The sequence below is a fragment of the Pseudomonas sp. GW101-3H06 genome, assembly GCF_059424605.1.
Genome location: NZ_JBWKZO010000001.1, coordinates 818,461 through 842,430 on the forward strand (window position 1 = coordinate 818,461; position 23,970 = coordinate 842,430).

Annotated in this window: 19 protein-coding genes; 6 read left to right on the plus strand and 13 right to left on the minus strand. The window is 60.6% G+C overall.

The features are described from left to right. Positions 1–48 precede the first annotated feature (48 nt). The 12 genes from purD to gcbA form a co-directional block, all read right to left on the minus strand. Positions 49–1,344 carry a phosphoribosylamine--glycine ligase gene (gene purD, locus AC07ZE_RS03735; protein WP_207261400.1) on the minus strand — a complete coding sequence of 432 codons (1,296 nt, stop codon included), beginning with the start codon at positions 1,342–1,344 and terminating at the stop codon, positions 49–51. Positions 1,345–1,500: 156 nt separating this feature from the next. Then, complete coding sequence (purH, locus tag AC07ZE_RS03740) at positions 1,501–3,108, minus strand: bifunctional phosphoribosylaminoimidazolecarboxamide formyltransferase/IMP cyclohydrolase (RefSeq protein ID WP_207261402.1); 1,608 nt, start codon at positions 3,106–3,108, stop codon at positions 1,501–1,503. An 81-nt stretch (positions 3,109–3,189) separates the two neighbouring features. Further along, positions 3,190–3,510 carry a DNA-binding transcriptional regulator Fis gene (fis, locus tag AC07ZE_RS03745; RefSeq protein ID WP_015093301.1) on the minus strand — a complete coding sequence of 107 codons (321 nt, stop codon included), beginning with the start codon at positions 3,508–3,510 and terminating at the stop codon, positions 3,190–3,192. Further along, positions 3,507–4,517 carry a tRNA dihydrouridine synthase DusB gene (dusB, locus tag AC07ZE_RS03750; protein ID WP_207261404.1) on the minus strand — a complete coding sequence of 337 codons (1,011 nt, stop codon included), beginning with the start codon at positions 4,515–4,517 and terminating at the stop codon, positions 3,507–3,509. Before dusB ends, fis begins: the two co-directional genes overlap by 4 nt. A 185-nt stretch (positions 4,518–4,702) precedes the next feature. Next, the gene (locus tag AC07ZE_RS03755; protein ID WP_207261406.1) at positions 4,703–5,974 is read right to left on the minus strand and encodes a DUF3426 domain-containing protein; all 1,272 of its coding nucleotides are present in this window, start codon (positions 5,972–5,974) and stop codon (positions 4,703–4,705) included. Between the two features lie 30 nt (positions 5,975–6,004). Further along, entirely contained in the window at positions 6,005–6,883 is an 879-nt protein-coding gene (gene prmA / locus AC07ZE_RS03760; protein ID WP_207261408.1) for a 50S ribosomal protein L11 methyltransferase, read from the minus strand. A 294-nt stretch (positions 6,884–7,177) separates the two neighbouring features. Then, positions 7,178–8,536, minus strand: coding sequence for an acetyl-CoA carboxylase biotin carboxylase subunit (gene accC / locus AC07ZE_RS03765; protein ID WP_095192042.1), 1,359 nt, complete (start codon positions 8,534–8,536; stop codon positions 7,178–7,180). 17 nt (positions 8,537–8,553) lie between these two features. Next, the gene (gene accB, locus AC07ZE_RS03770; RefSeq protein WP_207261410.1) at positions 8,554–9,018 is read right to left on the minus strand and encodes an acetyl-CoA carboxylase biotin carboxyl carrier protein; all 465 of its coding nucleotides are present in this window, start codon (positions 9,016–9,018) and stop codon (positions 8,554–8,556) included. A gap of 48 nt (positions 9,019–9,066) precedes the next feature. After that, positions 9,067–9,519: a type II 3-dehydroquinate dehydratase gene (gene aroQ, locus AC07ZE_RS03775; protein ID WP_033059577.1), complete on the minus strand. Its 453-nt coding sequence runs from the start codon at positions 9,517–9,519 to the stop codon at positions 9,067–9,069. 132 nt (positions 9,520–9,651) lie between these two features. Next, positions 9,652–11,394: a protein-disulfide reductase DsbD gene (locus AC07ZE_RS03780; protein ID WP_207261412.1), complete on the minus strand. Its 1,743-nt coding sequence runs from the start codon at positions 11,392–11,394 to the stop codon at positions 9,652–9,654. Positions 11,395–11,548: 154 nt separating this feature from the next. After that, on the minus strand, positions 11,549–13,495 hold the full coding sequence (locus AC07ZE_RS03785; protein ID WP_207261414.1) for a methyl-accepting chemotaxis protein: 1,947 nt from the start codon (positions 13,493–13,495) through the stop codon (positions 11,549–11,551). Between the two features lie 52 nt (positions 13,496–13,547). Next, positions 13,548–15,218, minus strand: coding sequence for a diguanylate cyclase GcbA (gene gcbA / locus AC07ZE_RS03790; RefSeq protein ID WP_207261416.1), 1,671 nt, complete (start codon positions 15,216–15,218; stop codon positions 13,548–13,550). 503 nt (positions 15,219–15,721) lie between these two features. Between gcbA and AC07ZE_RS03795 the strand changes: the two genes are divergently transcribed. The 6 genes from AC07ZE_RS03795 to AC07ZE_RS03820 all read left to right on the plus strand — a co-directional run bounded on the left by AC07ZE_RS03795 (position 15,722) and on the right by AC07ZE_RS03820 (position 22,416). Then, positions 15,722–16,789, plus strand: coding sequence for a DUF2333 family protein (locus AC07ZE_RS03795; protein ID WP_095192037.1), 1,068 nt, complete (start codon positions 15,722–15,724; stop codon positions 16,787–16,789). Between the two features lie 3 nt (positions 16,790–16,792). Further along, positions 16,793–17,362, plus strand: a complete 570-nt coding sequence (locus AC07ZE_RS03800; RefSeq protein ID WP_207261418.1) for an NUDIX hydrolase — start codon at positions 16,793–16,795, stop codon at positions 17,360–17,362. Positions 17,363–17,561: 199 nt separating this feature from the next. Then, the gene (locus AC07ZE_RS03805; protein ID WP_041068080.1) at positions 17,562–17,933 is read left to right on the plus strand and encodes a translation initiation factor Sui1; all 372 of its coding nucleotides are present in this window, start codon (positions 17,562–17,564) and stop codon (positions 17,931–17,933) included. 219 nt (positions 17,934–18,152) lie between these two features. Further along, complete coding sequence (speA, locus tag AC07ZE_RS03810) at positions 18,153–20,066, plus strand: arginine decarboxylase (RefSeq protein ID WP_207261420.1); 1,914 nt, start codon at positions 18,153–18,155, stop codon at positions 20,064–20,066. Between the two features lie 233 nt (positions 20,067–20,299). Beyond that, complete coding sequence (locus AC07ZE_RS03815) at positions 20,300–21,622, plus strand: type VI secretion system Vgr family protein (RefSeq protein WP_207261422.1); 1,323 nt, start codon at positions 20,300–20,302, stop codon at positions 21,620–21,622. After that, positions 21,619–22,416: a DUF4123 domain-containing protein gene (locus AC07ZE_RS03820; protein WP_207261424.1), complete on the plus strand. Its 798-nt coding sequence runs from the start codon at positions 21,619–21,621 to the stop codon at positions 22,414–22,416. The genes AC07ZE_RS03815 and AC07ZE_RS03820 overlap by 4 nt, the downstream gene beginning before the upstream one ends. An 11-nt stretch (positions 22,417–22,427) precedes the next feature. Here the strand turns inward: AC07ZE_RS03820 and AC07ZE_RS03825 are convergent, their stop codons facing one another. Beyond that, complete coding sequence (locus AC07ZE_RS03825) at positions 22,428–23,774, minus strand: MATE family efflux transporter (protein WP_207261426.1); 1,347 nt, start codon at positions 23,772–23,774, stop codon at positions 22,428–22,430. Between the last annotated feature and the right edge of the window lie 196 nt (positions 23,775–23,970).

The following is a 23,970-nucleotide window of genomic DNA, read 5'->3' on the forward strand; positions in this document are numbered from 1 at the left end:
GAATAGCCAGGCAAGGGCCTAAAGCCCTTGCCTGGCTGAAAGGGTAGCTTATTCCAGATTTTCGCCACGTTCGCGGGCAATGGCACGGTAGCCAATGTCCTTGCGATAGAAACAGCCTTCCCAATCAATACTGGCCGCCAGCTTGTATGCCTGCTGTTGAGCTGTATCGACGCTGGCGCCCATGGCCGTGGCGCAAAGCACCCGACCACCGGCCGTCACCACTTGCCCGTCCTTCAATGCAGTACCGGCGTGGAAGACTTTACCTTCCTGTGCCGCCGCCGCATCCAGGCCCTTGATGGCCGCGCCCTTGGCGTAGTCACCAGGATAGCCGCCTGCGGCCAGTACGATGCCCACGCTCGGACGTGGATCCCATTGCGCCTCGACCTTGTCCAGCGCCTGTGCCAGGGCTGCTTCGACCAGCAGCACCAGGCTCGACTGCAAGCGCAGCATGACCGGTTGGGTCTCAGGGTCGCCGAAACGGCAGTTGAATTCGATGACTTTTGGGTTACCAGCCTTGTCAATCATCAAGCCTGCATACAGGAAACCAGTGTAGACGTTTCCTTCCTCGGCCATGCCGCGAACCGTCGGCCAGATCACCAGGTCCATGACACGCTTGTGCACGTCGCTGGTCACTACCGGAGCGGGAGAGTAGGCCCCCATACCACCCGTGTTCGGGCCGGTATCGCCATCGCCGACACGTTTGTGGTCCTGGCTGGTGGCCATCGGCAGGACGTTCTTGCCATCGACCATGACAATGAAGCTGGCTTCTTCGCCGTCCAGGAATTCTTCGATCACCACGCGCGAACCGGCATCGCCGAAGGCATTGCCCGCCAGCATGTCACGCACCGCGTCTTCGGCTTCGGCCAGGGTCATGGCGACGATCACACCTTTGCCGGCGGCCAGGCCATCGGCCTTGATCACGATCGGCGCCCCTTTTTCACGCAGGTAAGCCAGGGCTGGCTCGATCTCGGTGAAGTTCTGGTAGTCGGCGGTCGGGATCTTGTGGCGAGCCAGGAAATCCTTGGTGAACGCTTTCGAACCTTCCAGTTGGGCAGCGCCAGCAGTCGGGCCGAAGCAATCCAGGCCCCGGGAGCGGAACAGATCAACGACGCCGGCGACCAGCGGTACTTCCGGGCCGACGATGGTCAGGGAAACGTTTTTCTCGGCGAAGTCCGCCAACTGCTCGAGGGCCAGCACGTCGATGGCGACGTTCTCGCACTTGGCCTCAATGGCAGTGCCGGCATTGCCGGGCGCCACGAACACCTTCTGCACGCGCGGATCCTGAGCCACTTTCCAGGCCAGGGCGTGTTCACGGCCACCGCTGCCAATGATCAAAACATTCATTTCAAAACCTCGGATGACGCTAATTCTTGGTAGCACCACTGGTGGGTGCTCTTATGTAGGAGCGAGCCTGCTCGCGAAAGCGGTATATCAGTCACATCAATATCAAATGTGCCGCCGTCTTCGCGAGCAGGCTCGCTCCCACAGTTGATCGGTGTATCAGTGACGGAAGTGGCGCATGCCGGTGAACACCATCGCGATGCCGGCTTCGTCTGCGGCTGCAATCACTTCATTGTCACGCATCGAGCCGCCTGGCTGGATCACCGCGGTGATACCGGCCTTGGCTGCGTTGTCGATGCCGTCACGGAACGGGAAGAACGCGTCGGAAGCCATGACCGCACCCTGTACTTGCAGGCCGGCGTGCTCAGCCTTGATCGCGGCAATGCGCGCGGAGTTCACACGGCTCATCTGGCCAGCACCGACACCGATGGTCTGGCGGTTCTTGGCGTAGACGATGGCGTTGGATTTCACGTACTTGGCGACTTTCCAGGCGAAGATCAGGTCGTGGATTTCCTGTTCGGTCGGTGCGCGCTTGGTCACGACTTTCAGATCATCGGCGCCGATCATGCCGATATCGCGGCTCTGCACCAGCAGGCCGCCGTTGACGCGTTTGAAATCCCAGGCAGCGGCGCGATCCGCCGACCACTCACCGCAGGCCAGCAGGCGAACGTTGGCCTTGGCCGCCACGATGGCGCGGGCTTCTTCGCTGACGCTCGGGGCAATGATCACTTCGACGAACTGACGCTCGACGATCGCCTTGGCGGTTTCAGCGTCCAGTTCGCGGTTGAAGGCAATGATGCCGCCGAATGCGGATTCGGTATCGGTGGCATAGGCCAGGTCGTAGGCCTTGCGGATACCGCCTTCGGCATCCGGGCTCACGGCCACGCCGCATGGGTTGGCATGCTTGACGATCACGCAGGCCGGCTTGACGAAACTCTTCACGCATTCCAATGCAGCGTCGGTGTCGGCCACGTTGTTGTACGACAGTTCCTTGCCTTGCAATTGGGTCGCGGTGGCGATGCCGACTTCGGCTGGCTTGGCCTCCACGTAGAACGCCGCGCTCTGGTGCGGGTTCTCGCCATAGCGCATTTCCTGGGCCTTGATGAACTGGCTGTTGAAGGTGCGCGGGAATTCGCTGCGACCTTCGGTGCTGAGCGTGTCAGCGGCCTGGTTCACGGTGCCCATGTAGTTGGCGATCATGCCGTCGTAGGCTGCGGTGTGCTCGAAGGCCTTGAGCATCAGGTCGAAACGCTGAGCGTAGGTCAGGCCGCCGGCCTTGAGGTTTTCCAGGACGTTGGCGTAATCACCGGCGTTGACCACGATGGCCACGTCTTTGTGGTTCTTGGCTGCCGAACGGACCATGGTCGGGCCGCCGATGTCGATATTCTCGATTGCGGTCGGCAGGTCGCAGCCCGGTTTGTTAATTGTGGCTTCGAACGGGTAGAGGTTGACCGCTACCAGGTCGATCGGCTTGATGCCGTGCTCACTCATGATGGCGTCGTCGATACCGCGACGACCGAGGATCCCGCCGTGGATTTTCGGGTGCAGGGTTTTCACCCGGCCATCCATCATTTCCGCGAAACCGGTGTAATCAGCGACTTCCACTGCGGCAACGCCGTTGTCCTGCAGCAGCTTGAACGTTCCGCCGGTGGAGAGGATCTCGACGCCCAGGGCTTCGAGCTCTTTGGCGAATTCGAGGATCCCGGTCTTGTCGGAAACGCTGATCAAGGCGCGGCGGATCGGCAGGCGGGTAGTCTGGTCGGTCATCTCAATTTCCATCAAAAGCAAAGGAGTCAGCAAAAAAGGCGACCGTTTTTACGCGGGCGCCTTTCTGGTTTGATTGAATGCTTACAGCAAATCGTACTGCTTGAGTTTCTTGCGCAGCGTGCCCCGGTTCAGTCCGAGCATCTCGCTGGCCTTGGTCTGGTTGCCCTTGACGTAGTTCATCACGCACTCGAGCAGGGGGGCCTCGACTTCGGAGAGCACCAAGTTGTACACATCCGTGACGGCAGCGCCTTCAAGGTGGGCGAAATAATTGTGCAGCGCTTTCTCGACACTCCCGCGAAGGGTCTGGCCTTCTTCGCTTGGGGTATTGAGGTGCTGTTTCAAATTCACGTTGTCGCTCACGGGTGTCGTTCCACTCACTAAAGTCTCGGTCATCATCGTCATGCGGCCACCCACTCTCCGTCCCCTGTCAGGCTCTCGTAACGTTCGGCGAAGAAACCCTGAACGTTGGCGCATTGTGCTTCCGTATCTTCCAAACGATTGAAGTGGGCGCGAAACTCCCTGGCGCCCGGCAAGGTTGCGAGATACCAGCCCACATGCTTTCGAGCAATGCGTACACCCATCACGTCCCCATAGAAGGCGTGCAGCGCAGCCAGATGCTCCAGCAGAATGCGTTCCACCTCGATCAGCTCCAGCGCCGGGAGCTTCTCGCCGGTACGCAGGAAATGGTCGATCTCGCGAAAAATCCATGGCCGCCCCTGGGCAGCCCGTCCAACCAACAGTCCATCGGCACCGGTCGCGTCGAGCACGTATCGGGCCTTCTCCGGTGAATCGATATCACCGTTGGCGAAGACCGGCATCGACACCGCCTGCTTGATCGCGGCGATGGTGTCGTACTCGGCCTCTCCGGTGTACAGGTCGGCACGGGTGCGGCCATGGACCGCCAACGCCGTGATGCCAGCCTGCTCGGCGATCTTGGCCACCGTCAGTCCATTCTTGTTGTCCCGGTCCCAGCCGGTACGGATCTTCAGGGTAACCGGCACATCGACCGCAGCCACGACGGCCTGCAGGATCTCGGTTACCAGTGCTTCATCCTTCAACAGTGCGGAACCGGCAGCCTTGTTGCAGACCTTCTTCGCCGGACAGCCCATGTTGATATCGATAATCTGTGCGCCCAGTTCGACATTGGCCCGGGCCGCATCCGCCAGCATCTGCGCGTCGCCACCGGCGATCTGTACCGAGCGTGGCTCGGGATCGCCTTCGTGGATCATGCGCATCCGCGACTTGCGGGTGTTCCACAAACTCATGTCGCTGGTGACCATTTCCGAGACTACTAGCCCCGCGCCCAATCGTTTGCACAGCTGACGAAAGGGTTGGTCGGTGACACCCGCCATGGGGGCGAGAATCAAGCCGTTGTGTAATGTGTATGGACCGATGCGTACCGCCGACATAGGGCTTCCCTGTTGTGGGGCCGGATCATGAGAGTTCGAAAAAGGGTTGGCATGATACCCGCTCTCGATGACTGGATAAAGGCTGAATTGAACAAAATCTGAACAGTTATTCTGTTATCGCCAGCGGTTTGGTCCAGGCGGCCAAAGTCAGAAAGCCGTCGTCAATCGCGGATCAGTGAATCGTTTCACTCGGGCGAGTGGAAACTGAGGCTGTAATTCACCGCCTTGGCGCCTGGATCGAGAATGTCCAGGGCGATATGGATCGGCGTTTGCGGAGGCATTTCCACCATGCCTTCGAGGTCGCCGCTGAGATATTCGCCAGGTTTGAAGCGACGACTGGCGATCAAATGGCCGTTGAGGTCGGCAAAACGCAGCTCCAATAGCGGGAACGGCTGGGAGAAGGGTGCGCGGTTGTAGATGATCGCATCGACGACCAGGGCGCCGGCGAATTCCGGATGGCTGCGCACCACCAGGTTGCTGCTTTTGATTTTCGCGATGTCGACCTTGGATGGCACGGTGCAACCGATTTGTGGGCACAGTTGCTGGAACCATGGGCGGTACTGGTCCTGGCGCGCCAGTTCGTCGAAGTGATAGGCGACATACTGGCCGACCAGCGCGCCGGCGCCTAGCAGGATCAACAGCAGCCAGAAGAACCGGCGACCCCAGGGCGAGCGACGCTTTTGCCAGTCCAGCTGCAGCGGATCATCGGTCAGGTCCTGTAATACATCGGCGCGAACGCCCGGTTCGTTGCGTTCGCGGCGTTTGCGCAGCGGCTCGTTCGAGGGCGGGTCGTCGTCAATTGCAGGGGTTGCCGTCGCCGACAGGCGTTCGTGATGAAGCGGGGCGTCCAGCGGATCATGCAGGCGAAGCTGTGGTGGCTGCGTTTCGTCGTCCAGTTCCACCGGTTCCAGCGAGAGCGACGGTTCGGTGCGCGCGAGTATGCCTGTTTCTTTCAGTTGTTGTGCTGTGTCTGGAGCTTCGAGATCGTCGAGCGAATCGAGTTCATCAAGCGCGTTGACCGCTTGCACGCGGTCGGCGGCCGGCTCGCTGAACAGGCTGTCGGGCGTCCAGGGTTCTTCGTCGTTTTCGGCGCTGTCGCGGCGCGCACTGAGCGTGTCTTCGCGATGCCGGCCGAACTCGGTGGTCGGCTGGATTTCTCGCTGTTCGAGTCGGGCGAGTTCTTCATCAAGATCGAGGCTGTCCAGGTCCAGCTCGGCGGCGGTCCATTGCTTTTGGCTGATGGCTCGAGGCGCGGCGGGTGCCGGCGTTTCGGCGATGGTTGGCGCGACCGGAGTGACAGGCTCTTTGCCAGCCTGCTCAAGCAATTGCTTGGCAGCGTTGAATACCTGCAAACACGAGCCACAGCGAACGACGCCACGTGCCACGCTCAACTGGGCATGGCTGACGCGGAAGCTGGTTTGACAATGCGGGCACTGGGTGACGAAGCTGTCGGTCATGCGGCGATCCGGTGTATGCAGGTGTTCATTCTAGCGCCGACGGCCTGTAATGCGCACCCAGCCATCGCGATTGGCGATCGGGTCCAGATCGAAGTCTTTGGCATAGGCAGCGGCGACCTCTTCACCTTGCTCGGCGAGGATGCCCGACAGCGCCAGACGACCGCCGGACTTGACCAGGCCTGACAGTTGCGGCGCCAGGGATACCAGCGGGCCAGCGAGAATGTTGGCCACCAGTACGTCAGCCTGAACCTGAGGCAGATCTTGCGGCAGATACAGCGGGAAGCGTTCTTCGGCAATATTGTTGCGCCCGGCGTTGTCTCGAGAGGCTTCCAGCGCCTGCACATCGATGTCGGTGCCCACTGCTTCCCTGGCGCCCAGCAGCAGGGCGGCAATTGCCAGGATCCCTGAGCCGCAGCCGAAGTCCAGTACGTTGCAGTCTTTCAGGTCCTGACCGTCGAGCCATTCCAGGCACAATGCGGTGGTCGGGTGAGTGCCGGTACCGAACGCCAGGCCCGGATCGAGCAGCAGGTTCACGGCGTCAGGTTCCGGGGCGGCATGCCAGCTTGGGACGATCCACAGGCGCTGACCAAAACGCATCGGCTGAAAATTGTCCATCCAGCTGCGTTCCCAGTCCTGGTCTTCGATCACTTCGCTGTGATGTTCGGGCAGCGGGCTGCCGGTCAGCAGCTCAAGGTGGGCCAGTACCGGGCCTGGCTCGGTGCCACCTTCGAACAGGGCCAGCAGGTGCGTGTGCGACCACAGCGGCGTGGTGTTGAGCTCCGGCTCGAAGATCGGCTGATCTTCGGCGTCCATGAAAGTCACCGACACGGCGCCCACTTCAAGGAAAGCGTCTTCGTAGGTTTCGGCTTGTTCTGGGCTGATGGCGAGACGGACTTGCAGCCAAGGCATGGCGGGCACCTTTGAAAAATATTGATTGCAGCCTAGCGGGCTGCGAGAAGCGCGCAAGTTTACGCGAGCGCGGAGGTTTTGTGGGAGTGGCTTGGCTTTGTGCCCACCGCCCGGCGCCTATTGGGCACTGTACCCTGTGGGAGCGGGCTTGCTCGCGAAAGCGGTGTGTCAGTCGACATCATTATTGAATGTGCCACCGTCTTCGCGAGCAAGTCCGCTCCCACAGGGAATGTGTGAAACCTTCAGATACAACAAAGCCGCCCGAAGGCGGCTTTGTCGTGTGCCGGTTGAAGCTTAGTGCTTCTCGCCAGCCAGCTTGTGCTCGAGGTAGTGAATGTTCACGCCCCCTTTGCAGAAGCCTTCGTCGCGGGTCAGGTCGCGGTGCAGCGGGATGTTGGTCTTGATCCCGTCGACCACGATTTCGTCCAGCGCATTGCGCATGCGCGCCATGGCTTCGTCACGGGTTGCGCCATAGGTGATCAGCTTGCCGATCAACGAGTCGTAGTTCGGAGGAACGGCATAACCACTGTACAGGTGGGAGTCGACGCGAACGCCGTTGCCGCCTGGAGCGTGGAAATGTTTGACCGTGCCCGGGCTCGGCATGAAGGTTTTCGGGTCTTCGGCGTTGATCCGGCATTCCAGTGCGTGACCGCGGATGACCACGTCATCCTGGGTGAACGACAGCTTGTTGCCGGCGGCGATGCTGAGCATCTCCTTGACGATGTCGATGCCGGTGACCATTTCCGATACCGGGTGCTCTACCTGGACACGAGTGTTCATCTCGATGAAGTAGAAGCGGCCGTTCTCGTAAAGGAACTCGAAAGTGCCTGCGCCACGGTAACCGATGTCGATGCACGCCTTGACGCAGCGGGCGAGGACTTCCTCGCGCGCGTTCTCATCGATGCCCGGTGCCGGCGCTTCTTCGAGAACCTTCTGGTGACGACGCTGCAGCGAGCAGTCGCGGTCGCCCAGATGCACGGCATTGCCCTGTCCGTCGGAAAGTACCTGGACTTCCACGTGACGCGGGTTGGTCAGGAATTTTTCCAGATAGACCATCGGGTTGCCGAACGCTGCACCCGCTTCGGAGCGGGTCAGTTTCGCCGAGGAAATCAGGTCTTCCTCCTTGAGCACGACGCGCATGCCGCGACCACCGCCGCCGCCAGCGGCCTTGATGATCACCGGATAACCGACTTCACGACCAATGCGCAGAGCGGTTTCTTCGTCTTCCGGCAGCGGGCCGTCGGAACCTGGAACGGTCGGTACGCCAGCGGCGATCATCGCGTGCTTGGCCGAAACCTTGTCGCCCATCAGGCGGATGGTTTCAGCTTTCGGGCCGATAAAGGCGAAGCCGGAGTTCTCGACCTGTTCGGCGAAGTCGGCGTTTTCCGCGAGGAATCCGTAGCCTGGGTGAATGGCGGTGGCGCCGGTCACTTCGGCCGCGGCGATGATTGCCGGGATGTGCAGGTAGGAGTGGGCGGCCGATGCCGGACCAATGCAGACGGATTCGTCTGCCAGACCCAAGTGCATCAGTTCCTTGTCAGCCTTGGAATAAACGGCGACGGTCTTGATGCCCATCTCTTTGCAGGCGCGCAGAATCCGCAGTGCGATCTCACCGCGGTTGGCGATCAGAACTTTTTCCAACTTCGCAGTCATCAAAGGCTCTCCGCGGTTCAAACGATGGTGAACAGCGGTTGGTCGTACTCAACCGGCTGGCCGTCTTCGACGAGGATGGATTCGATCACACCGCTGGTTTCAGCTTCGATGTGGTTCATCATCTTCATGGCTTCAACGATGCACAGGGTGTCGCCTTTCTTCACGGTCTGGCCGACTTCAACGAAGGACGGCGAGGTTGGCGAAGACTTGCGATAGAACGTACCGACCATCGGCGAACGGGCTACGGCGCCGTTCAGTGCTGGTGCGGCCGGAGCAGCAGGGGCTGCAGCGGCAGCCGGAGCGGCGGCAGCGACAGGCGCGGCAGCCGGAGCAGGCATTGGAGCCGGTGCGTAGTACTGCTGAGCCGGTGTCTTGCTATGACGGCTGATGCGTACGGACTCTTCGCCTTCCTTGATCTCGAGCTCGTCGATGCCGGACTCTTCCAGCAATTCGATCAGTTTCTTAACTTTACGGATATCCATGAATCATCAACTCCCAAGGGTCGGTCAGGGGCGTTTAACGCTTGTTGTTCAAGCTGTTGCCGGTCTTTCAAGCTGCTCTAGGGCGGCCTCCAGGGCCAGTCGATAACCGCTGGCGCCAAGGCCGCAGATCACTCCCACCGCTACGTCGGAGAAGTAAGAGTGATGGCGGAAAGGTTCGCGTTTGTGCACGTTAGACAAATGCACTTCGATGAATGGGATGCTCACCGCCAGCAGCGCGTCACGTAATGCGACACTTGTATGTGTAAAAGCTGCTGGGTTGATCAGAATGAAGTCCACACCTTCGCTGCGAGCGGCGTGGATGCGGTCGATCAATTCGTACTCGGCGTTGCTTTGCAGGTGCAGCAAATGGTGGCCGGCTTCACGGGCGCGGCGTTCCAGGTCCTGGTTGATCTGCGCCAGCGTCGTGGCGCCGTAGGTGCCCGGTTCACGGGTGCCAAGCATGTTCAGGTTGGGTCCATGCAGAACCAGTAGCGTCGCCATCGGCTGTTCCTTTGTTATCTGTGTGCAAATGTCAGAACCCGGCGACTATGCCGCAAAGCCTTTGTGACTGTCCAGTTCTCTGCAAAAGCCAGCACGATGTCCGATGTTTGCGCGAAATATATGACTGCTTGATTAATTCCGGTCATTCGCCCTGGCGACACGTTCGGCGAAGTCCGCAGCGCTGATCTCGCCGATCACCCGCACATCGGTGCGTTCGGCCCCGTCTCTGCCGAAAAACATCAGGGCCGGGGGGCCGAACAGCTTGTAACGGTCGAGCAGCGTCCGTTGTTCGGCGTTGCTCGCGGTGATATCGAAGCGAATCAGTCGATAGCCCTTGAGACGTTCGACGACGGTGGCGTCGGTGAGCACTTCGTGTTCGATGACTTTGCAACTGATGCACCAGTCCGCATACCAGTCGAGCAGCAGCGGAGTGCCGGACGAACGGGCTTGGGCAAGTACGCGGTCGAGGTCCGTCGGCGTGCTGACGGTTTGCCAGGCGCTGGTGTTGGGCGCTTGCCCGGTAGCGACAACCGTGCGCGACGGGCCGATCGGGTTGAACGGATCGCTCTGGCCGCTGAGTCCGCCATACCAGCAGGCCAGTGCATAAAACAGCAGGAACATGCCGAGCAATTGACCCAGGCGCTTTCTCGGCGGTTTGTAGACGAATTCCAGCGCGCCCATGAACAAGCCAACACCCCCGGCGAGCAAACCGATCAGCAATAAAGTGATCTGGCCCGGTAAAACCCGACTGAGCAAGCCGATCGCCAATCCCAGCAACAACACGCCAATGGCGTTTTTCACGTAGATCAGCCAGGGGCCGCTTTTCGGCAGCCAGGCGGCCCCACCCGTGGCTACCAGCAGCAATGGGGCACCCATGCCGAGGCCGAGCATGAACAGTTTCAGGCCGCCGCCCAAGGCATCGCCGCTGGCGCTGATATACAGCAGTGCGCCGGCCAGAGGTGCCGAAACGCAGGGCGAAACCAGCAGGCTTGACACCACGCCCAACACGGCTGCACCCCACAGCGAACCACCTTCTGTACGCCCGGCAATGCGGTCCAGTCGACTGCTGATGGCATGCGGCAACTTGAGTTCGAACACACCAAACATCGCCAGGGCAAACAGCGCAAAAAACATCGCAAATGGCACTAGCACCCAGGCTGATTGCAATCGCGCCTGCAGGTTGAGTTGCGCGCCGAACATCCCCATGAGTGCGCCGAGCAACGCGAAACAGACGGCCATAGGCAGTACGTAAGCCAGGGAAAGATTGAAACCGCGCCAACCGCCGATCTGGCCGCGCAACACCACGCCGGAAAGAATCGGCAGCATTGGCAGCACGCACGGCGTAAAGGTCAGGCCCAGGCCTGCGAGGAAAAAAAGCGCCAGTTCGCGCCAGTTCCAGTCGTGTGTGGTGGTTGTGCCGCTACCATCGATGCTCAAGCGTTCGGTTTCGGGCGGATAACACAGGCCTTTGTCGGCGCACCCCTGATAGGTCACGACCAGGGTGAAGGCGCGTTGATCGGTGCGCGGCAGTTCGACATCGAGAATGCCGCGGTAGACCTCGACATCGCCGAAGTACTCGTCGTGTTTCTGTTCGCCCTTGGGCAATTGCGCTGGGCCGAGGGGCACATCGACCGGGTCGGCGCGAAACTGGAAGCGATGTCGGTAGAGGTAATAACCCTCGGTGGCGACGAAGCGCAGTTTGATCGATTGCGGGGTGCTTTCTACCAGGCTCAACTGAAAGGCTTCGCGCACTGGCAGGAAGTCGGCGCTGTTGTTGATCGAGCCCAGGGAGGAACTGGGGCGACTGTCCAGCAACCCGCCGGCGGTGGCCGGCAGGGCGAGCACTAAAAGCAGCAGGTAAAGCAAACGGCGCATGACGGTCTCGCGTATCGGGGTTGGGGGCATGATAGCGGACGGTAGCGCGCAGTGCAGGGTGGTGAGATTTACGGTGATTGTTATGACGCTTTCGCGAGCAGGCTCGCTCCCACATTTGATTTGCGTCGAACACAGAACCAATGTGGGAGCTGGATCAGACGCGGAAGGCTTGAACGGCTGTATGCAACCGTCCACCCAACACTAATAGATTCTCCCCTTGCTCACGCCCTTCGCCGATGCGCAGCAAGTTATCCCCACCCAATTGGTGAATGCGTTCGCTGTGATCGCGGATCTCGCTGACGGCGCCGCTCTGCTGGGCGGTGACATCGGCGATGCGTACGGCGGTGTCGGAAATGGTCTGGATTGCCCCGACGATTTTATCCAGCGCCCCGTCGGCCGCCTGGGCCTGGTTGGCCGTGGCTTCGGCGTGCTCGACCTGGGCGCGCATACCTTCGACCGATTGCCGTGCCGCGGTTTGCAGGCCGGCGATCAAGGTCTGGATCTCGGCCGTGGCGCCGGCGGTGCGTTGTGCCAGCGACCGGACTTCTTCGGCCACCACGGCAAAACCGCGGCCCATTTCCCCGGCCCGTGCGGCTTCAATGGCCGCGTTCAGCGCCAGCAGGTTGGTCTGGTCGGCGATCGAACGGATCACCGTCAGCACGCCGCCGATGGTCGCGGACTCTTCGGCCAGATGCTCGATCATCTGCGCATTGCCTTGCACTTCACCCACCAGCGCATGCAGGCCGGTGAGGCTTAAACCGATGACTTTCTGCCCGTGTTCCACCGCCAGGCCGGCATGGCGGCTGGCGTCGGCGGCCTGGCTGGCATCGCCGGCGACTTGCTGGATGGTCGCTTCCAGTTCGCCGAGGGAGTCGCGGATCAACGCAGTGTCACCGGCCTGATGTTCGGCGCCGCTGTGCAGGTCATTGCTCAGCTCGGCCAGGGTGCGGCTGCTGCCTGCGACCTGCTCGGCGTTGAGGCGAATCGTTCCCACCAGATCTACCAGATAGGCACGCAAGCGGTTGAGCGATGCTTCGATGTCATGCAGTTCACGGTTGGTCTTGCCCAGCTGGATGTCCTGGCTGAAGTCGCCCTCGGCCCAGGTCGAAAGCGCGGGTGCGAGGTTGGTCAGGGTCCGGGCCAGTCGCCGTTGCAGAGTGTCGATGAGCAGGGCGATCAGCAGAATCAGGGCGATCATCACACCTTGCATCAGGCGCACTTCACCCTGAATCTGCCCGTGCTGGGCGCGTACCACCGGTTCCAGGCCGGCAATCGCCTGTTGTACGTCGGCGATTTTCAGGTGGGTCGCGGCGCTGAGGTCGGCACGTTTCTGGATTTGATCACGAGTGCGAGCCAGTTCCGCCGGGTAGCGGCCGAGCAAACTGTTGAGCTCGCGCTTGAGGCTGACCCCGGCATCTTCGGCGACGGTTTTTTCAGTGTTTTCCAGGCCCATCATCGCGGCGAAATCATCGGTGTTCGATTCACTGCTGGCCGCTACGCCGAGCAGTGGCAGGGCGTCCAGTTGTCCGGCCTGGGTGCGGATGTTGCTGACTTCGCGCTCGACATCGGCGGCCAGTTCACTGCGACCGCTGCTGACCAGTTTGTCCCGGGCCAGCGACAGTTTGCCCAGGTGTTGGGAGGCGGTGAGCAGGGGTGTCAGATACGCCGCATTACCGCTGGCGTACTGGCTGAGCTGATCCAGGCTGGCGCCCAGTTCGCGTTCGGCTTGCAACAGCAGAGCCTGCGGGTCGCCCGCGAGTTTGCCGGCGGCCAGCAAGTCGGTTTTGCTGAACTCGTCCAGATTCGACAGGCTGGGGCGTAGCGTTTCGGCCAATGCCGGTGGCAATTCCCCGAGTTCCTTTTGCAGGTTGTCGATGGCCTGGCCGGCGCTGCTCAAACGCAGGGCATCGCCGCTGGCGAGGTAGTCCTCGATGTTGCGCGCCACTTCATTTTGGAACTGCTGGGACAAACCCAGGTAACGCTCCATTAATAGATAGGGGCGCTCCAGGGCTTTTTGTGACCACCAGAGCGTGGCGCCAAGGGCCACGCACACGGCGACTAAAAGGAGGGTATTGAGATTGGTCAGCAGCTTCAGGCGCATCGCGGGACTACCAACGGCAGAATGGTAAGTGCCTGAAGTTATTGCGTTTCTGTTACAGGGTTATGACTGAAGCGCTCGATTGAGATGAAAAAGTGGCACTTTGCTTTGATCCCCGTGCGGCTTGAACGCGGTTGCGCCCAGCGCCTTTCGCACGGTATAGCGCCTCGTCTGCCTGGTTGGCCATCAACAGCCCGTCGGAATCCTCGCACAGCTCGACCACCCCGGCGCTGAAGGTGCACCACAGATCCTGCGGTTGAGCCGGATAGTGGATTTCGGCAAAGCGTTGGCGAATTTCATCCAGTACTTTCCAGGCCGCTTCGAGGTCAGTGTCCGGCATGACGATGGCGAACTCTTCGCCGCCGTATCGGCCGATGAAGTCGGTCTTGCGCAGCCGCTGTTTGAGGAACAGCGCCAGGCTCTTGATCACCCGGTCGCCCATAGGGTGGCCGTGGCTGTCGTTGACCCGTTTGAAATGATCGATGTCGAGCATGGCAAAGCTCAGCGGCTTGTTCTCGCGACGGGCGCGGAACGAGCAGTCTTCGAGCAATTGCAGAATATGGGTGTGGTTGTACAAACCGGTGAGGCTGTCGCGGACCATCCGCGCTTTCAAATTGCGTGCTCGTGCCGCGCGGTTGCGCACGGTGGTGATCAGATGCCGGGGTTTGATCGGTTTGGTCAGGAAGTCGTCGCCGCCCTCGCTCATGGCGTCGAGTTGCTTGTCCAGATCGTCTTCGGCCGACAGGTAAATGATCGGCACGCTGACGTAACGGTCGTTGTGGCGGATCACCTTGGCCAGTTCAGTCCCGGTGCAGGCCGGCATGTACATGTCGAGGATGATCAGATCCGGTTGAAAATCCGCCAGTTCGGCCATGGCCTGAATCGGCTCGATCAAGGTCCGAGTGACGATCCCCGCACTGTTGAGCAGGCGTTCGGTGTGCAAGGCCTGGGCACGAGAGTCATCGATGATCAGCACTTTATAAGGTTCGTACTGGGCGACGCAGGTCAGGACTTCGATTTTCTCCAGCAGGCTCGAAGCTTCGAGGGTGCCGGTGAGGAACTCCTGACCACCGGCGCGCACCGCGGCCAGGCGGGTCGGGGTATCGGTTTCGTGCAGGCTGAAGAACAGCAGCGGCAAGCGATGATCGAGACCTTCCTGGGCTTCGGCAGCCAGTTTCAGGCCAACGCCGGGGCCACTGAAGTCCACATCCATGACAATGGCTGCCGGCAGGCGCTCGACCATCGAGGAGCGGAACGCCGACACGCTATCCAGGGATTGGGCGCTGAGCCCGAAGAATTCCAGTTGCTTGGCCAGGCGCTCGGCACGGTCGTGATCTTGCAGCATCACGTAGATCGGTTTGCGCAGGGGCGGCAGGAACGTTTGGTCGAGTTGATCGCCATGGCGCAAGCCAGTGCGCGACAGGCGCTGCATCAAGCGGTTGAGATCGGTGATCAAACCGCTGCTCAGGCGTCTGCGATTGGCGTCGACAGCCTCCAGCGACTGGCCGATATGACGTGCCAGCTGGATGTGCTCCGGCTGTTCGAAACGTTCGGCGAACCGCAACAGGCGCAGGTTGGCTTCACTCAGTTCCGACAGATCGTTGGGGGACCACTCGCTGCGTTGCAGGCGCTGCCATATCTCAAGTATCTGACGTGCCTGATGAATGACCCGCTGGGCAAAGTGATGCTTGAGGCGCTCGCGGCTGGGATCTTCTGGCTCGGTCATATCCTGACTACTAGTTAGGGTGCACGCTGAGGTCGACTGGTGGCTCTATGCTAGCACCTCTTTTCAATTGCATGAGTGTTGTACGTCAATAATCTGCAACGCGGACGCATTCAGTTTGTGACTGGCGGGTCTTTAATTGGCTGACGATTCTAGGCGAAGTCCCATGAATCTGGGGCTTTCAGGTTTTTTTTTACAAGACGCTCGTCTTTTTCGAGGGAATGAGGGGGCATCGTCCGTCAAGGGATTTTGATTTTTTTCAGGGGAAATCGAAGCCGAATTCCAGAGTCAGAAGGCTAAGGGATTCCCCTAGGGCTATCTTTCAATCCTGACGAAAAACACCGCTAGCCAACTGCTTCTGAATCCGAACGGGGCGGGGCAGGCATTTTTATGTGCGCCGGGCAGCTTATTTCCGACATGAACCCAACGGCGGGTGCCGGGCCAAGGCACGTTGTTGTATGGTTGTGGTCGAACCGATGAACCCTAGAGATTGAAAGGATATCGCCATGCTGGACTGGAAGAACCGCGCCGGTAGCGCGCCTGAACGTGCCGCTGAACCGAAATCGGCTACCCGCAGTTACCTGGGCGGCCTGTTGTTCAGCCGGGCACTGGCCACGCTGATCGGCCTCTACCTGTTGGTGGCGATTGCTCTGGGCTGGTACTGGAGCCAGGAGCCCGCACTGTTTCCGGTGCAGCAGACAGCGCAAATGGCCGCCGAAAAGGAAGGCAAGCAGATGGTGGTCGGCTACACCACGGTGGAAACCCTCAAGACCGTTGCCGGCACTTTGCTGACCAAGCAGGGTGGCTACATTTCCAACGACCGCTTCCCGCCAGGCCTGTGGATGGACAACATGCCGAGCTGGGAATATGGCGTGCTGGTACAGGTGCGTGATTTGAGTCGCGCACTGCGCAAGGATTTCGCCCGCTCGCAGTCGCAGTCCGCCGAAGACGCGGATCTGGCCAAGGCCGAACCGCGCTTCAACTTCGACAACAAGAGCTGGGTGCTGCCGTCCAGTGAGTCTGAGTACCAGGAAGGCATCAATTCTCTGAGCCGCTATCAGGCGCGCCTGTCCGATCCGAACCAGAAGAGCGCGCTGTTCTATGCTCGCGCCGACAACCTGAACAACTGGCTGGGTGACGTCGGGACGCGCCTGGGCTCGCTGTCGCAACGACTGTCGGCCAGCGTTGGCCGGGTCAAGCTGAACACGGCGTTGAAGACCGAAGTCGTAGCGCCGGGCGTGGCGCCTCAGGTCGACGAAGAAATCGTCGAAACCCCGTGGCTGCAGATCGACAACGTGTTCTACGAAGCCCGCGGTCAGGCCTGGGCCTTGTCGCACTTGCTGCGCGCCATCGAAGTCGATTTCGCCGATGTGCTGGCCAAGAAGAACGCCACGGTCAGCGTGCGTCAGATCATTCGTGAGCTGGAAGCGTCGCAGGAAACGCTGTGGAGCCCGATGATTCTCAACGGCAGTGGCTTCGGCGTGCTGGCCAACCACTCGCTGGTCATGGCCAACTATATTTCCCGGGCCAACGCGGCGGTGATCGATTTGCGTCAACTGCTGAATCAGGGCTGAGTCATGGTCGATAGCTCCATCGATAGCCTGCGCGAAGCCGCCCACCGGGCGGCGTCCGATGCCGAGCAAATAGCCTGGGTCGACGAGCAGGACAACCTGCTGGGTGCCCTGGTCCGTTCCGACCTGCGCGAGCGCGGGCTGATCGGGCGCGGTACCTACATTATGTTGTTCAATTCCGCCGGTGAACTCTGCGTGCACCGGCGTACCCTGAGCAAGGCTATCTATCCGGGATATTGGGACGTGGCGGCGGGCGGCATGGTCCTGGCCACTGAAACCTATGCCGAGTCGGCAGCCCGGGAGCTGGAAGAGGAGCTGGGTGTGAGTGGGGTCGAGTTGATCGCCCACGACCACTTTTTCTTTGAGGACACCGGCAATCGTCTCTGGTGTTCGGCATTTTCGGCGGTGTGGGACGGTCCGTTGATCCTGCAACCGGAAGAGGTGCTCGAAGCGCGCTTTTTGCCGATCGGGCAAGTGCTGCGGGAAATCGAGGAAAAGCCTTATTGCCCGGACTCTTTGGCGGCATTGAAACGCTATCTGAGGTCTCGCGGGGAAGACGTCGCAAAAGAGCTATAAATTGGCGCCGATTGGCTCTTAGCAATCGGCGTTTTTGCCGTTACACTGCGCGACCTTTTCAAACTGAACCGGTATTGCTCCTTCCGTTAATGGACGGTTGCACCGTTTCAGTAGCGCTGCCCCTGCCTGAGTGGGGCTTCGCGGTCGATAGCCTTCCCAAGTGCTGCGACCAGTCTTTGTCCTCCCAAGAGGATTGCCGGTGGCCAAAAAAGCCGCATCCTTCGCCGCCCTTGGTGGCCTGGTATTTTCCACCGACGCAGGTCGTCATTGCCCGGAATGCAGTAAACCGGTGGACGCCTGCATCTGCAAACAGACCGTTATCCCGGCCGGCGACGGCATCGCTCGCGTGCGTCGCGAAAGCAAGGGCCGTGGCGGCAAGACGGTGACCACGATCACCGGCGTGCCGTTGGCGGAAGACGCACTCAAGGAACTGGCGACCACGTTGAAGAAACGTTGTGGGACCGGTGGGGCGTTGAAAGACGGGGTCATTGAAATCCAGGGCGATCATGTCGAGCTACTCTTGGCCGAGTTGATCAAGCACGGTTTCAAGGCGAAGAAGTCCGGCGGCTAGCAGCCTCTGTGAAAACCACCCGCGGCTTGATCCGGTCCTGATTGCCTTCAGGGCCGGCGTCGTCACCCTGGTTTTCACAGAGCCTGTTCATGACCGGTTTCTAAACTCGTTGCGGTCGGCGGGGTCTACCCCCTCGTTGACGAACCGTCATTTTCATTCTTTAGACTGCGCCGGCCTGATTCCAGGCGGCGCACCATGACTTCTTTATAGGGGACTTCGATGTCCGTACGACGCACACGCAAAGACGATGGCAGCCAATGGACAGTTGCGGACAGCCGCAGTGTTTACGGGATACGCCATTGGGGGGCCGGGTATTTCGCGATCAATGACGCCGGTCGCGTCGAGGTTCGTCCGAATGGCCCAAGCAGTTCGCCTATCGACCTGTTCGAGCAAGTCGACGAGTTGCGCAAGAGCGGCCTGTCGTTGCCGTTGCTGGTGCGTTTCCCGGATATTTTGCAAGACCGCGTGCGTCAGCTGACCGGCGCGTTCGACGCCAACATCGAGCGCCTGGAATACCAGAGCAAGTACACCGCGCTGTACCCGATCAAGGTTAACCAGCAGGAAGCGGTAATCGAAAACATCATCGCGACCCAGAACGTGTCCATCGGTCTGGAAGCGGGCTCCAAGCCTGAACTGCTGGCGGTGCTGGCGCTGGCGCCGAAGGGCGGCACCATCGTCTGTAACGGCTACAAGGACCGCGAGTTCATTCGCCTGGCCTTGATGGGCCAGAAGCTTGGTCACAACGTGTTCATTGTGATCGAGAAAGAATCCGAAGTCGGCCTGGTGATCGAAGAGGCCGCCTCGCTCAAGGTCAAGCCACAGGTTGGCCTGCGCGTGCGCCTGTCGTCCCTGGCGTCGAGCAAGTGGGCCGACACCGGCGGCGAGAAATCCAAGTTCGGCCTGTCGGCGGCGCAACTGCTGTCGGTGGTCGAGCGCTTCCGCGCGGCGGGCCTGGATCAGGGCATTCGCCTGCTGCACTTCCACATGGGGTCGCAGATCGCCAACCTGGCGGATTACCAGCATGGTTTCAAGGAAGCGATCCGTTACTACGGCGAATTGCGCAACCTTGGCCTGCCGGTGGACCACATCGATGTCGGTGGCGGTTTGGGCGTTGACTACGACGGTACGCACTCGCGTAACGCCAGTTCGATCAACTACGACATGGACGATTACGCCGGTGTCGTGGTCGGGATGCTCAAGGAGTTCTGCGACGCGCAGAGCCTGCCGCACCCGAACATCTTCTCCGAGAGTGGCCGCTCCCTGACCGCGCACCACGCGATGTTGGTGATCCAGGTGACCGACGTCGAGAAACACAACGACGACGTGCCGCAGATCGAGAACAAGGAAGCGCTGCCGGAAACCGTGCAGTGGCTGGTGGACCTGCTGGGTCCGACCGACATCGAAATGGTTACCGAAACCTACTGGCGCGCCACGCACTACATGAGTGATGTTGCCTCCCAGTACGCCGACGGCAAGCTGACCCTGGCCGAGAAAGCCCTGGCCGAGCAGTGCTACTTCGCCGTGTGCCGTCGCCTGCACAACTCGTTGAAGGCACGCCAGCGTTCCCACCGTCAGGTGCTGGACGAACTCAACGACAAGCTGGCCGACAAGTACATCTGCAACTTCTCGGTGTTCCAGAGCCTGCCGGACACCTGGGCCATCGACCAGGTACTGCCGATCATCCCGTTGCATCGCCTCGACGAAGAGCCGCTGCGCCGTGCGGTGCTGCAAGACCTGACCTGCGACTCCGATGGCAAGATCAACCAGTATGTCGATGAGCAGAGCATCGAAACCAGCCTGCCGGTGCACGCGCTGAAAGACGGTGAAGACTATCTGTTGGGCGTGTTCCTGGTGGGTGCTTACCAGGAAATTCTCGGCGATATGCATAACCTGTTCGGTGACACCGACTCGGTGAACATCTACCAGAACGCCGACGGCAGCGTGTACCACGCTGGTATCGAAACCCACGACACCATCGAAGACATGCTGCGTTACGTGCACCTGTCGCCGGAAGAGCTGATGACCCACTACCGCGACAAGTGCGCCAGTGCCCGCATCAGTGCCAGCGAGCGCACCCAGTTCCTCGACGCCTTGCGTCTGGGCCTGACCCGTTCGTCTTACCTGTCTTCCTGAGGTAAGCCACGCTTTCATCAGGTTGTCTGAAAATGTTCCGCCAATCAGCGGAAATTTCAGATGACCTGGTGCGGCGATTCTCTTTTTTCCTATCGAAATAACCTACGTCTTTGGCTTTTCCAGTCATTGGTCCTCTTTTCGCGTAGGTCATTTCCTAAGTTGTAGTTCGCCTCTCTACTCGGCCATGCCTCTCGGCGAAAATCTTCGGCCGTCCCTCCTGTAGAGAATCGCCGATGTTCGATCCAGTCAACGCGTCTGAATTTCGTCTGGACGTAGCAGGTCTGTCCGACGCCTTCGAAGTCCTGGCCTTTACCGGTAGAGAAGCCATCAGCGAGCCGTTCGTGTTCGATGTGGATCTGCTGATCGATGACCCTGCCCTCGACCTCGCCAGCCTGATGTACCGCTCGGCTACCTTGCATTTCGGGCCGGATGGAAACAGCGTCCAGGGACAATTGCATGAACTGGTCCAGCGCGACCATGGCTCGACACTCAGGCTGTGCAATGTGCGCCTGGGGCCGAAACTGGCGTGCCTGGCCCAGCGGTTCAGCCAGCGTATCTTCAGCGCACGTTCGGTGCCGCAAATCCTCGATCAGGTGCTCAAGGAGCACGGAATAGTCGCTCATGACCGGCGCTTTGAACTGGGCGGTGACTATCCACTGCGGGATTTCTGCACCCAGTACCGAGAATCGGACCTGCAATTTCTTCAGCGGTTGTGTGCCCAGGAACGGCTTCACTACCACTTTGAGCACCGGGCACGGGGGCATTGCGTGGTGTTCGCCGATGGGCAGGGGCATTTCCCTGTGGGCGAAACGGCGACTTTCAGCATCGACGCAGAACAACCGGCGGTGCGTCGTTTCGAAGTTCAGCGATGCGTCGGCAGTGTGCAAGACAGTGCCGAATGCCACACGGATCTCGCGACGTTGCGCAGCGGTCACTTGATGCCACTGGCCGACCATCCGGTGACCGAGTGGAATCAGCTGTGGTTGCTGACCCATGTCGAGCATCAGGGCGGCCAGGATCCGCTCCTCCCTTACAGCAACAAGGTGCGTGCGATGCCCTGGTCAACACCGTTCAAGCCTCGCCATTGCGCGGTGAAACCCAAGATGCACAGCCTGCAACGGGGGTGGGTTGTGAGCGTTGATGAGGCTCAACCGGATCCTTCGCGTCCGGTGGCCGTGCAGTTTGACTGGTCGTACCAGGGGGAGGGGGCTACGCCCGGTCACTGCTGGCTGCCATTGGCGCCGCAGTTGCAGGCAGTCGGTAGTGCGCCGTTGGGCGAAGGCGCAGAGGTGGTGGTGAGCTTTATCGAAGGCGATCCGGATCAACCTCTGATTACCGGGGTTCTTCACCAGCCAGTGCCTGTTGAAGTGCTTGATACGGCGCAGGTGAAGGGCACCGCTGAGCGCCCGCCTGAAGGGGTTGAGGGCTGGCTGCGTTCGGGGGAGCCCTTGCTGTTGTTGTGTCTGCTGCCCGGTGGCGGGAGCTTCAATCATTGTGCGCAGGCGTTCTGCACCTGTCGGGCGGCCGTGCGGCTTGGCCAGAGCGGTGCAGCATGATCGCCGTACAAACGGTCGATGCGACCCCGCAATGGTTGTTGCTGGATGCGTCGGAGGCGTCGCAGGCAGGGGTGACGTTGAAACACCGGTTTGCTCAGGCTCGGTGCTTCTGGCTGTTCGAAGGCACCGAATGGCACGCGTTGCGCGAACAAGGCCCGATACTGGTCGACCTGCGAACCTGCCCGACGTTGACCGAAGTATGCCAGCGCGATACCCGGCAATGGCGAGGGTTGCTGCTGAGCAGCGAGGCGTCAACGATGACATTGCTGGCGCACCTGCGGCGCATGCTGACAGTCAGTTTCGGCCTGCACCATCGGGCCTTGCTGAGTTACTACAACCCGCACACCGCCAGCTACTTTTTCGATGCCTGCGATGCCGGTGAACTGAGTCGCTGGCTGGGGCCGATCAGCCAATTGCGCTGGTTCGGCGGCACATGGGCCGACCGGGCGATTGGCAGTCAGGGTTGGCAAAAACTGCTCAATCCGGGGCTTGCCGTCAATCCATTGGCCGCCGAAGAAACACTCAGTCCCCGGCAGCGGGAAAAACTGCAAACCTGCCTGTTGGAACAGCATGCCTGGCACTGGAGCCGAACCACCTCGACGGATTACGCCCACCTGTGGAACTGTTTGCAGGAAGGGTTGGCGCTGGGTTTCAGTGAACGGCCTGTGCTGGATGGCTGGTTATGGTTGCGTCTGCAGCACCCTGACGCAGTGGCTGAATCGCCATTGTCGGGTCGCACGCAACAGGAACGGCTCGACAGCCTGCGCAACCGCTGGCAGAACGATCAACCTTGAGCATCCGACACTCAGTGTGCGCGGGTGAACCAGCCGTCGTGGCGATGCAGGCGCCAGGCAATTACACCGAGGGTCAGGCTGCGCAGCAACATGAACAACAGGAAGGTTATCCACAGGCCGTGATTGCCGAAATCTTGCAGCGCCCAACCAAACGGCATCAGCAAGGCCACCGTCAGCAGCATGCCGTTGCGCATTTCCCGGGCGCGGGTGGCGCCGATGAACAGCCCGTCGAGCAGGTAACTCCAGACTGCTATAAGCGGCAGCGCGGCGAGGTAGGGCAGGTAGATGAACGCGGTGTCACGCACGCTGGCAATGTCGGTCTGCATCTCGATGAACAAATGCCCGGCAAACACAAACAATACGGCAAACCCCAGGCTCGCCAAAAACGACCAGCCGCAAGCCACTACCAGCGAGCGGCGCAGGGCGTCACGGTCGCGAGCGCCGATGGCGTGCCCGCACAGGGCTTCCACGGCGTGGGCCAGGCCATCGAGCGCGTGGGCAGTCAGCAGCAAACCATTGAGCAGCAAGGCGTTGGCGGCGACCGTGGCATCGCCCAATCGCGCGCCTTGCACGGTGATCAGAAAAAACACCGATTGCAGGGCCAGACTACGGATGAATATGTCGCGATTGACCGCCAGCAGTGGACGCCAGCTCTGCCACAGCCCCAACGCAGCCCAGACGATATGGCCAGGGTAAGCGCGCAGGGCCTGGCGCGTCATCAACAGGCCGATCAGGGCGCCGGTCCACTCGGCAATCACCGAAGCCCTGGCCGCGCCGACCACGCCCCATTCCAGGCCCAGGACAAACCACAGGTTCAGGGCGATGTTCACCAGGTTGGTGCTCAGCAGAATCACCAGCGGCGCGCGGGCGTTTTGCGTGCCGAGGAACCAGCCGACCAGCGCATAACTGGCCAGCGCCGCGGGTAGGCCGAACAACCGAGTGTGAAAGAACTCGCGGGTCATCTGGTCGAGCTCCGCCGACGGTTGCATGAAATGCAGTGCGACCCCGCTTAACGGTACGCCCACGGCACCCAGCACGATGGCCAGTCCTATCGCCAACAGCAGGCCCTGCAACAGAATTTGCCTCAAAGCCGCGCCATCTCCGCGCCCGGCGGCCTGGGCGGCAAACCCGGTGGAGCCCATGCGCAGAAAGCCCATGGCCCAGGCCAGAAAGGTATACAGACTGGCCCCGACCGCGACGGCACCGAGCTGATGGGCATGGGGAAGATGACCGATGACGGTGCTGTCGACCAGCGCCACCAGCGGTACGGAAATGTTCGAGAGAATCATCGGCGCCGCCAGCGCCCAGACCCGACGATGGGTAGGGCGGTCGCGCCAGTCGGCTATCAGGTTGGACATGCAGGCTCCTTGGGGGAGCGGGCATTGTAGCGACACATTCTGCAATCTGCCGCGATCCGGCGCGGGGAGGGCTTGGGAAGTGGCCTACAGATACTCTTCTCACGTTTAAGAAAAACGCATTTTCTCCTATTAATTCTCCAGAGGCTTCCCACGTAACACCCAGAAACATCCGATATCGCTCGCATTCAGCCTATAG

Bases quoted from the DNA above. Each gene is read 5' to 3' on its own strand.
- fis (WP_015093301.1), bottom strand. From the start codon at position 3,510: ATGACGATGATGACCGAGACTTTAGTGAGTGGAACGACACCCGTGAGC.
- AC07ZE_RS03785 (WP_207261414.1), bottom strand. From the start codon at position 13,495: ATGCGCCTGAAGCTGCTGACCAATCTCAATACCCTCCTTTTAGTCGCC.
- aroQ (WP_033059577.1), bottom strand. From the start codon at position 9,519: ATGGCGACGCTACTGGTTCTGCATGGACCCAACCTGAACATGCTTGGC.
- gcbA (WP_207261416.1), bottom strand. From the start codon at position 15,218: ATGACCGAGCCAGAAGATCCCAGCCGCGAGCGCCTCAAGCATCACTTT.
- AC07ZE_RS03825 (WP_207261426.1), bottom strand. From the start codon at position 23,774: ATGTCCAACCTGATAGCCGACTGGCGCGACCGCCCTACCCATCGTCGG.
- AC07ZE_RS03780 (WP_207261412.1), bottom strand. From the start codon at position 11,394: ATGCGCCGTTTGCTTTACCTGCTGCTTTTAGTGCTCGCCCTGCCGGCC.
- dusB (WP_207261404.1), bottom strand. From the start codon at position 4,517: ATGTCGGCGGTACGCATCGGTCCATACACATTACACAACGGCTTGATT.
- accC (WP_095192042.1), bottom strand. From the start codon at position 8,536: ATGACTGCGAAGTTGGAAAAAGTTCTGATCGCCAACCGCGGTGAGATC.
- purD (WP_207261400.1), bottom strand. From the start codon at position 1,344: ATGAATGTTTTGATCATTGGCAGCGGTGGCCGTGAACACGCCCTGGCC.
- speA (WP_207261420.1), top strand. From the start codon at position 18,153: ATGTCCGTACGACGCACACGCAAAGACGATGGCAGCCAATGGACAGTT.
- AC07ZE_RS03820 (WP_207261424.1), top strand. From the start codon at position 21,619: ATGATCGCCGTACAAACGGTCGATGCGACCCCGCAATGGTTGTTGCTG.
- AC07ZE_RS03815 (WP_207261422.1), top strand. From the start codon at position 20,300: ATGTTCGATCCAGTCAACGCGTCTGAATTTCGTCTGGACGTAGCAGGT.
- purH (WP_207261402.1), bottom strand. From the start codon at position 3,108: ATGACCGACCAGACTACCCGCCTGCCGATCCGCCGCGCCTTGATCAGC.
- accB (WP_207261410.1), bottom strand. From the start codon at position 9,018: ATGGATATCCGTAAAGTTAAGAAACTGATCGAATTGCTGGAAGAGTCC.
- AC07ZE_RS03795 (WP_095192037.1), top strand. From the start codon at position 15,722: ATGCTGGACTGGAAGAACCGCGCCGGTAGCGCGCCTGAACGTGCCGCT.
- AC07ZE_RS03800 (WP_207261418.1), top strand. From the start codon at position 16,793: ATGGTCGATAGCTCCATCGATAGCCTGCGCGAAGCCGCCCACCGGGCG.
- prmA (WP_207261408.1), bottom strand. From the start codon at position 6,883: ATGCCTTGGCTGCAAGTCCGTCTCGCCATCAGCCCAGAACAAGCCGAA.
- AC07ZE_RS03755 (WP_207261406.1), bottom strand. From the start codon at position 5,974: ATGACCGACAGCTTCGTCACCCAGTGCCCGCATTGTCAAACCAGCTTC.